Here is an 8,588-nt window from a genome sequence, read left to right as displayed (position 1 = left end):
CCCCGCCCACCTGCGGCACCACCCCACCGCCCTGCGGCAGTTGCACCGCGACGGCGACGACCACGAACGTCTGGGGTGACCGGTACAACACCTCGGTGACGGTCAGCGGCGCCAGCACCTGGACCGTGGTCGTGGCGATCCCCTCACCCCAGCAGGTCTCCACCACCTGGAACGGCACCGCCTCCTGGGACGGCAGCGGCAACATGACCATGCGGTCCAACGGCAGCGGCAACACCTTCGGCTTCACCACGATGTTCAACGGCAACAGCGGCGCCCGGCCGCAGATCCGTTCCTGTACCGCCGGCTGAACGCCGACGGCTCCAACGGCCGTGCGTGGCGACTCGGCGGTCGCCACGCACGGCCACCCCGTGCCACCACCCCCACGCCGTCGACCTGCCGACGCGCGGGATGCAGCACGGCCCCCCAGGTGCGTACAGTTCTGGGTCGGACGTGGGCGGGCCGGAATGATCCGGCGTGGGGAACGGGACGAGACGAAGACGCATGACGGCGGACAGCATTACCGAAAACGGTCAGGACGGGATCGACCAGAACCGGCTGGAGACCTGCCTCAGCGTCTTCGAGGCGCTGGAGTCCCTGCCACCCGACCACCCCGACGTGGTGCGGGTGCAGCGGGCCACCGCGAAGCTGTACAAGGTGATCAAGCAGCGGCGGCGCGAGGAACGGCGGGACGCCATCCTGGCCGCCGACCGCGCCGTGACGGAGGCCACCGCCACCGGCGCCCCGGGCCGGATCGACGACGAGACCCAGGGCATCCCCCTCGCCTCGCCCACCACAGGCACCACGGCCGGCTTCCTGCACAACCCGCGCGGCTGCTACATCTGCAAGCAGCGCTACCGCGAGGTCGACGCCTTCTACCACCAGCTCTGCCCGTCCTGCGCCGCGCTCAACCGGGAACGCCGGGACGCCCGTACCGACCTGACCGGTCGGCGCGCCCTGCTCACCGGCGGCCGGGCCAAGATCGGCATGTACATCGCGTTGCGGCTGCTGCGCGACGGCGCGCACACGACCGTCACCACGCGCTTCCCCCACGACGCGGTCCGCCGGTTCGCCGCGATGCCGGACAGCGCCGACTGGCTGCACCGCCTGCGGATCGTCGGGATCGACCTGCGCGACCCGGCCCAGGTGATCGCCCTCGCCGACTCGGTCAGCAGCCAGGGACCGCTCGACATCCTGATCAACAACGCGGCGCAGACCGTTCGCCGCTCCCCCGGGGCGTACGGCCAGCTCGTCGCCGCGGAGGCCGCGGCCCTGCCGGACGGTCCGCTGCCCGAGCTGATCACGTTCGCCAAGCCCGACGGCCAGGGCGGGCCGGCGGGCAGCCTGACCGCCGGCCCGCAGTCGACGGCGCTCACCCCCCACGCGCTCACCGCGCTGGCGTTGACCAGCGGCTCGGCCTCACCGGAACGGATCGCCGCGTCCACCGCCATCGACGCCGGCGGCCTGGTGCCGGACCTCGACCCGGTGAACAGCTGGGTCCAGCGGGTGCACGAGGTCGACCCGGTCGAGCTGCTCGAGGTGCAACTGTGCAACGTGACCGCGCCGTTCGTGCTGGTCAGCCGCCTGCGCCCGGCGATGGCCGCCGCGCCGGCCCGCCGCAAGTACGTGGTGAACGTCTCGGCGATGGAGGGCCAGTTCGGCCGCGGCTACAAGGGGCCGGGGCACCCGCACACCAACATGGCCAAGGCCGCGTTGAACATGCTGACCCGCACCAGCGCCCAGGAGATGCTTACCGACGGCATCCTGATGACAAGCGTGGACACCGGCTGGATCACCGACGAGCGGCCGCACCCGACGAAGATGCGCCTGGCCGACGAGGGCTTCCACGCCCCCCTCGACCTGGTCGACGGTGCCGCGCGGGTGTACGACCCGATCGTGCGCGGCGAGCAGGGCGAGGACCTGCACGGGGTCTTCCTGAAGGACTACGCGCCCTGCGCCTGGTGATCGACGTTCCATCCGCTCGACGAGGAGAAGACACATGTCATCCGACCATGACCAGTGGCCGACGCTTGACGATCTGCTGCGCGAGGAGAGCGAGCTGGAGCTCGCGGGCCTGACCGAGACGGACGCGTACGAGCTGGGCGTGCTGGCTGTCACGGCCGCCGCGCAGCAGCGGCTCCCGATCTCGGTCGGTGTGTGGCGGGCCGGGCGTCAGCTGTTCCACTGCGGTCTGCCGGGCTCGACGGCGGACAACGACGGGTGGCTGCGCCGCAAGGGGCGGGTGGTCATGCGGTTCGAGCACTCGTCGCTGTACATGGCCCGGCTCTGCCAGGACAAGCAGACGACGCTCACCGAGAAGTTCGCTCTGCCCGCCTCGCGGTACGCCGCAGCCGGCGGCGCGGTGCCGCTGCGTGTACGCGGCACGGGCGTCGTGGGCTGGTTCGGGGTGTCCGGGCTCCCGCAGCTCGACGACCACCGCTTCGTCGTCGACATCCTCGGCCGGCTCCCGCGCTGACCCGCCACCTGTGGGTCGGGCCCACCGGGCCCGGCCCACGGGCGAGCGTCAGCCGCGGGCGTGCCGGTTGGCACGCAGGGCCCGCAGGAGAAGCCCCGGGGTGCCCAGCGTGCGCGGATGCTCCCGCATCGAGACGACGTCGTTGAACCGCCGGGCGACCGCGACGTCGGTGACCGTCGCCGCCACGATCTGCCGGCTGGCCCAGCTGGAGAGCCGGTAGCCGCGCGGGTAGGGCCCGTCGACGTGGGGCAGCGCCAGGTCCGCCGATGTCGAGATCGACCAGGCCGCGTCCACCACGACCTTCTGCATGTCGAGGTACGCGCGGGCGGGCACGCTCAGGTCCGGGTTGGAGCGCAGGTACGTCGACAGGCACGCCGCGTGCAGGGCGGCCGCCGTCATCCCCTGCCCGTACACGGGGTTGAACGAGGCGACGGCGTCCCCGACGCTGACGAGCCCGGCGGGGAACCGCGCCAACGCGTGGAAGTCCCGTCGCCGGCTGTCGGCGTGCGCGTACGTCCGGACGTCGCCGATCATCTCGCTCCGGGCGACCTCGCCGAACTCCGGCGGGAACTGCTCGCGCAGCCGGCGTACGAAGTCCTCGGCGGTACGACCCGGCCGATGGTCCCCGTACCCGGCCATCATGGCCATCCACCGGCCGTCCTCGATGGCGAAGAACGCGGCGCCGGCCACGTCCGAGGACATCTTCGGGCTGAGCAGCGCCATGACGACCGCCAGGTCGGGGCTCGCCTCGGGGCGCCGGAACAGCGCCGTCGCGTAGTTCAGGTGCACAGTCATCCGCCGAGTGACGGGCCGCTCCCAGCCGCCCTGCTCCAGCCAGTCCGACAGTCTGCTCGACCGCCCCATGGCGTCCACCACGAGGTCGGCGCTCTCCGCGCCCGGGAGCCCGTCCACATCGCAGCGGACCCCGGCGACGGCGGCCCCGTCGAAGACGAGGCCGGTGGCGCGGGCGACCACCGTCTTGACGTTGGGCAGCCGGAGCACCTGCTGGCGGATCAGCCCCTCCAGCAGCGGACGGCTGCCCGCCAGGCTGTCGGCGTCGTCGGGCACGACAACCTTCAACCGACCGTCGAGGTACGTCCGTCTGGCCGCGGGCGGAGCCTCGACCGCCCCCGCCGCCAGGGCCTGCTCGCGAAAGCCGGGAAACAGCCGTTCGAGCTGGAGGAAACCACCGGGCAGCAGCGCGTGCAACTGCGTGCCCTGCGGGACACCGGGCCGCTCGCCGGTCACCTGGAGGTCGTCACGCTCGATGATGACCACACTCTGCGCGTAGTCGGACAGCACCCGCGCGGCAAGCAGCCCGGCGACGCTGCCGCCGACCACGACGGCCTTGCCCACGACCGGCGACGCCTGGCCGGGAGGCGGCGCGGCGTTGAGCGCGGCGAAGACCTGAGCCGGAGAGAGGGACATCGTGCTCTCCAAGAGTTACGAGGCGTGGCGCCTCCCCGAGCCCGTCGGTGGACGCTACGCGGACGGGGCGGTGGACGGCCGTTCAGAGACTGCGCATCGATCGTTGCACACACGCCGGACGTCGCCCGGACGGCTCCACGCGGGTGTCGGATACCGGCCAGCACGCTGGACGATGTCGACGTTCGGGTGAACCGGTCTGGCGTCACCTTCCGTCGGCTGCCACGATCACCCGATGCCCGTTGCCCGTCGTACCCTGCTCGGAGCTGGCCTGGCCGCCGCGACCTCCGCCCTGACCGGCTGCGGCGACAACGGCGCGGCTGATCCGGCCGTCGGCGGCCCAACTGGCGCGGTCACCGCGACCGACGCGGCGGGCAACAGGGTCGGGTTCGGCTCGGCCGGGCAGAGCCCGGCGGCCTCCGGCGCGCCGTCCCCGAGTGGTGTCGCCCCGCCCGCCGGTCAGGCCCGCTACGCCGCGGACGTGACCGCCCTGCTCCGGCGGCACCTGCCCGGCACCCCACAGACCGTCCAGCACAAGGGCTTCCCCGGCGCGGTCGCGGTCGTCCTGGTCGGTGGGAAGACGACGGTGCACACGGCCGTCGGTGAGGCGCTGCGGTACGGGGCCGGCCCGAGACTGCTCCCCGCGAACCAACGCGTCGCGATGCGACCCGACTCCGTCTTCGATCTCGCCTCGGTCACCAAGGTCTACACCGCCATCCTGCTGCTCCAGCAGGTCGACCGGGGACGCGTCGAGCTGGGCGCGCCGGTCCGCGACTACCTGCCCGGCTTCATCGGCGCCGGCAAGGACCGGATCACCGTCGAGATGCTGCTCACCCACACCAGCGGCCTCCCGGTCGGCGCGAAGGTCACCGGCCTGTCGGACAACGCCGCCCGCTGGAACGCCGTGCTCGCCACGCCGCTGGTCTCCGGCGCCGTGCCCGGTGACACGTTCCGCTACTCCAGCGTCGGGCTCATGGTCGCCGGCAGAATCGTCGAGAAGGTCACCGGTCAACGCCTCGATGAGGCTCTCAAGACCAACCTCACCGCTCCGCTGGGGCTGCGCGACACCGGCTTCAACCCCACCACGTGGCTGTCCGCCGGCGCCCGAGCCGCCCGCCTGGTCGCCACCGACGCCCGCTCGTCGCGCGGCCTGCTGCGCGGCACCGTCCACGACGACGTCGCCAACCACCTCGGCGGGGTCGCCGGTCACGCCGGCGTCTTCGCCACCGCCACCGATCTCGCCGCCGTCGGTCAGCTCCTTCTCGACGGCGGCACCTACCAGGGCAGGCGGATCCTCGCCGCGGCGACGGTGCGACGGATGCTCACCAACCTCAACGCCGGGAAGCCGGCTGTCGACCCCGAGCGCCCCCGCCGCACCTCGGCACACGGCCTCGGGGTCGTGCTCAACCAACCCTGGTTCATGGGCGGGCTGGCCTCGGCGCGGACCTTCGGCCACACCGGGTTCGCCGGTCCGTCGCTCCTGGTGGACCCGCAGCGCAAACTCGTCCTCGCGCTGCTCACCAACCGGGCACACCCCAACTGGAGCTGGGCGAACCCGGACCCGGTCCGTGCCGCCGTCGGCGACCTGCTGGCCGGGAAGGTGCGCTGACCGCAGGAGGTCGGGTCCGTCGGGCCCAGATGATCACGGTCGTCCGCCGCCGGTCCGACGAGACCTGGGTCCATCGTCCGGATCCGCCCTGGGACCTGGACATTCGACGCCCTAGCCGAAAGGCATGTCGCAAAACTCCGGCCCAGGGCATCGGGCCGGTCCGCGCGCTGCTGCTGCCCTCCCGGAGCCCTCACTGCGAGGAAGCCCGTCCACCATGCGCGGATCCGCTGACGGTCGAGGCGCGGCACTGAGTCTCCACCGCGGTTACGGGGCTCAGACGCCGGTTTCCCGGGCGTCCCAGGCTCGGGCGAGCGCCACCCGGCTCCGGACACCGAGCTTGCCGTAGATGGCCCGCAGGTGGGTGTCCACGGTGTGGAACGACAGGAAGAGTTCGCTCGCCGCCTGCTGCTTCGTCGCGCCGCGCGCCAGCAGTTCGGCGACCCGGGCCTCGGCGGGGTGAGCGCGTCAAAGCCGTCACACCGCGCCGGGGCTCGACTCCGGTCGCCGATGGCGCGGTTGACCCGACGGACCTGGTCCTCGTCGCCGATCGCGCCGAGGCGTGCGTAGAGCGCGGCACAGGTCTCCGAGGCGGTGAGCGCCTCCCGCGCCGGGACCAGCGGTGAGCGGGCCAGGCCCAGCAGCGCGTCGGCCAGTGCCGGACGCGCCGAGGTGGTTCGCAGCCGGGCAACCGACGTCCGCAACGCGTCGGGGTCACCGGTGATGAGCCCATCCACGTGATGGGCGATGCCTCCCCACAGCGGGTCGTTCGTCCTGGCGGCGACCCGCTTCAGGTGGTTGGCGAGCGCCTGGGCCCGCGGCGTGTCGCCGAGCGTCAGCGCGGCACGGACCAGGCGCGGCCCGGAATGCGGCACCAGAAGCAGCTGAGTCAGCGAGCGCCCGGTCAGGTCGATGGTGGCCCGAATCAGCGCGCCATGGCGTTCCGGTTCGGGGTCCCCGGCGATGGCACAACCCAGGCGGTACCACTGCATGCCGTCCGGCCAGTGCGGCGTGGGGCGCTCGGACGCCAGCAGCGCACGTGCCACGGTCACCTCGCCCCGGTGCAGGAGAACCTCCACCACCGTGGCGAGCAGGCTGAGGCGCGCGCCGTCCAGCCGGGCGTCGGCGGGCCCCTTGAGCGCCAGTCGGGCGCGCGCCTCGGCCTCGGAGAACTCCCCCACCGCGAGGTGCGCGACGCAGTCCAGGGCGTGAACAGCGGCCGCGCCGCCACCCCGAGGGTGTCGATCTCCGTGGTGAGGTCGTCGAGGGCGGTTCGCGCCTCGGCGAAGCGGCCCCGCGAGATGTCGTTGGCGATCCGGTCGACGCACAGGAAGACCCGCTGGCTCCGCGCCGCAGGTTCGGCGGCCTCCACCTCTTGAAGGATCAGCCCGGCACACGGCAGCTGCCCGGCGCCGGTGGCGCTGGCCGCGCTCGCCATGGCCAACTGGACCGCGCCGCCGGGCGTCGGCGCGGTGGCCTGCGCCCGCTCGGCCTCGGCGAGCAGCTGATCGGCGCCCCGGTGGCCGTACCTGGCCGCCACCTCGGCCAGCGTCGTCAGGACCCAGCTTCGGCCGGCGGCATCCGGGTGCTGTTCCAGCGCTCGCTCCATAGGCCAAGGACAGGGAGGGGCGCTGGGACGCGTAGTAGGTGCCCATGCCGTCGAACAGGACGGCCCGCTGGCGCGGCCCGACATGGTCGGCGGCCACCGCGTCGTGCAGCAACGCCAACGCCTCGGTGAGCCGCGCGGCCAGGAAGAGGTTGTCGGCGGTGGCGATGAGCCGTCCAGGCGGGCATCCGGCTCGTCGGGGGCGCCGTCGGCGAGCAGCAGGTCCGCCGCGAGTGTCGGGCTCACCGCCGGTTCGGTCACCAGTTGGGAGGCCGCCATCCGAGCGGCGGCGCTCGCCAGCGGCATGGCCCGCAGCATCTGGCTGGCGGCCTGGGCCGGGTGTCCCGTCTCGGCCAGCACCATGGCCGCCGTCTCGTGCAGGGCGCGGCGCACCGGCGGCGGAACGGAACCCAGTACCGCGTCGCAGCTCGGGCGAGGACAGTCGCAGCCCGACTGGCGTATCGACCAGGAGACGGTCGGCGGTCGACGCCGCCACCGTCGCGTCGAGGGGTCGTACCGACTCCCCGCCTGATCGGGCGAGCATCTGATCGAGAAACCACCTGTCGCACGGGGCGTCCGCGACCGCGAGGAGTACGCGGCGGCCGTCGGCCGCCATGGTCGACGGCCCGCCGGTGTGCACGGTGTGACGATTGGTCAACGACGTCTCAGGCAACGGAGAACCACCTCTGGTCAACGCTTCCCGACAACCGCCGCAGGCCGTGGCGTTGCGGGTCGGACCCGTCACAGCGAGGCTAACCAGGCCGAAAGCTGACCAGGCCCGATTCGGCACAGAAAGGCGAATGAGATTCCGTGCAGTCGGGCGTGACCGCGTACAACCTGATACGGACGCGCGGACCGAATGGCCACGAACACCGCTGGAAAAGGGGTAACTCTCCCAGAGTTCGTAGCCGGCCCGGAACAGGCTGGACGCCGGATGTCGTGCGGCGAGCCCCGCCAGCCGTATCGTGAGATCCGACAACGGCGATCCGTCATCTTCGATGAGACGCCACACGCGGTCGAGGAGAACCTGATGATTGCTCTGGCGACGGTCGTTGCGATCGCGGGTGTCCTGCTCGTCGGTGTCGTGGTCCTGGTCCGCCGGCCGGCCGACACTCCGCGCGTCGTCCGATGGTCGGCCCTGGCGATCACCATGCTGGTGGCCGCCATGCTGACTCCCTTCACCGTGGACGACTCCGGGGCTGCGGCCAGCTACCTGCTGGGGGTGCCCGTCGTCGCCGCGTCGCTGCCGGTTCTCGCACAGCGGTTCGCTCGGTTGACCCGGGTCGCCGACCTGGTTGCCGCGCTGGTCATCGTCGGATGGGGGTTGCTGCTCGGGCTGGGCATCGGCGGCGCGTTCCTGCCGGCGGCGGTGCTCCTCGTCGCCACCGCCGCGGGCGCGGGGGCATCGCGGGCGCCCGCAACCGAGCGGCCGTCGCCGATTACGGTCTTTCCAAAAGAATCACGGAAATGAGATCGAT

Annotated in this window: 8 protein-coding genes; 4 read left to right on the top strand and 4 right to left on the bottom strand. The window is 72.5% G+C overall.

Features of this window, described 5'->3' with window-relative positions:
• The coding region (locus FHG89_RS33005) for a hypothetical protein (protein WP_167517450.1) at positions 1–355 on the bottom strand (355 nt) is incomplete at its 3' end.
• Between the two features lie 146 nt (positions 356–501).
• Between FHG89_RS33005 and FHG89_RS16930 the strand changes: the two genes are divergently transcribed.
• Together FHG89_RS16930 and FHG89_RS16925 are read left to right on the top strand one after the other, a co-directional pair.
• Positions 502–1,962: an SDR family NAD(P)-dependent oxidoreductase gene (locus tag FHG89_RS16930; protein WP_139585355.1), complete on the top strand. Its 1,461-nt coding sequence runs from the start codon at positions 502–504 to the stop codon at positions 1,960–1,962.
• A gap of 34 nt (positions 1,963–1,996) precedes the next feature.
• Positions 1,997–2,473 carry a heme-degrading domain-containing protein gene (locus tag FHG89_RS16925; RefSeq protein ID WP_139585354.1) on the top strand — a complete coding sequence of 159 codons (477 nt, stop codon included), beginning with the start codon at positions 1,997–1,999 and terminating at the stop codon, positions 2,471–2,473.
• A gap of 48 nt (positions 2,474–2,521) precedes the next feature.
• Here FHG89_RS16925 and FHG89_RS16920 read toward each other — a convergent pair whose 3' ends face one another.
• A complete protein-coding gene (locus tag FHG89_RS16920) occupies positions 2,522–3,901 on the bottom strand; it encodes an FAD-dependent monooxygenase family protein (RefSeq protein WP_139585353.1) in 1,380 nt (459 codons plus the stop codon).
• A 232-nt stretch (positions 3,902–4,133) separates the two neighbouring features.
• Between FHG89_RS16920 and FHG89_RS16915 the strand changes: the two genes are divergently transcribed.
• Positions 4,134–5,507, top strand: coding sequence for a serine hydrolase domain-containing protein (locus tag FHG89_RS16915; RefSeq protein ID WP_139585352.1), 1,374 nt, complete (start codon positions 4,134–4,136; stop codon positions 5,505–5,507).
• A 273-nt stretch (positions 5,508–5,780) separates the two neighbouring features.
• Here the strand turns inward: FHG89_RS16915 and FHG89_RS16910 are convergent, their stop codons facing one another.
• Both FHG89_RS16910 and FHG89_RS16905 read right to left on the bottom strand, forming a co-directional pair.
• Positions 5,781–5,936 carry a response regulator transcription factor gene (locus FHG89_RS16910; RefSeq protein WP_244295549.1) on the bottom strand — a complete coding sequence of 52 codons (156 nt, stop codon included), beginning with the start codon at positions 5,934–5,936 and terminating at the stop codon, positions 5,781–5,783.
• Positions 5,937–6,552: 616 nt separating this feature from the next.
• Entirely contained in the window at positions 6,553–7,113 is a 561-nt protein-coding gene (locus FHG89_RS16905) for a hypothetical protein (RefSeq protein WP_139585350.1), read from the bottom strand.
• 931 nt (positions 7,114–8,044) lie between these two features.
• Between FHG89_RS16905 and FHG89_RS16895 the strand changes: the two genes are divergently transcribed.
• Positions 8,045–8,581, top strand: a complete 537-nt coding sequence (locus FHG89_RS16895) for a hypothetical protein (RefSeq protein WP_139585348.1) — start codon at positions 8,045–8,047, stop codon at positions 8,579–8,581.
• Positions 8,582–8,588: the final 7 nt, after the last annotated feature.

The sequence above is a fragment of the Micromonospora orduensis genome (assembly GCF_006228125.1).
GTDB classification, from domain to species: Bacteria; Actinomycetota; Actinomycetes; order Mycobacteriales; family Micromonosporaceae; genus Micromonospora; species Micromonospora orduensis.
The sequence above is the reverse complement of the archived record's forward strand: the minus strand, read 5'-3'. Positions and strand labels throughout refer to the sequence as shown.

Bases quoted from the DNA above. Each gene is read 5' to 3' on its own strand.
- FHG89_RS16895 (WP_139585348.1), top strand. From the start codon at position 8,045: ATGTCGTGCGGCGAGCCCCGCCAGCCGTATCGTGAGATCCGACAACGG.
- FHG89_RS16930 (WP_139585355.1), top strand. From the start codon at position 502: ATGACGGCGGACAGCATTACCGAAAACGGTCAGGACGGGATCGACCAG.
- FHG89_RS16920 (WP_139585353.1), bottom strand. From the start codon at position 3,901: ATGTCCCTCTCTCCGGCTCAGGTCTTCGCCGCGCTCAACGCCGCGCCG.
- FHG89_RS16915 (WP_139585352.1), top strand. From the start codon at position 4,134: ATGCCCGTTGCCCGTCGTACCCTGCTCGGAGCTGGCCTGGCCGCCGCG.
- FHG89_RS16905 (WP_139585350.1), bottom strand. From the start codon at position 7,113: ATGGAGCGAGCGCTGGAACAGCACCCGGATGCCGCCGGCCGAAGCTGG.
- FHG89_RS16925 (WP_139585354.1), top strand. From the start codon at position 1,997: ATGTCATCCGACCATGACCAGTGGCCGACGCTTGACGATCTGCTGCGC.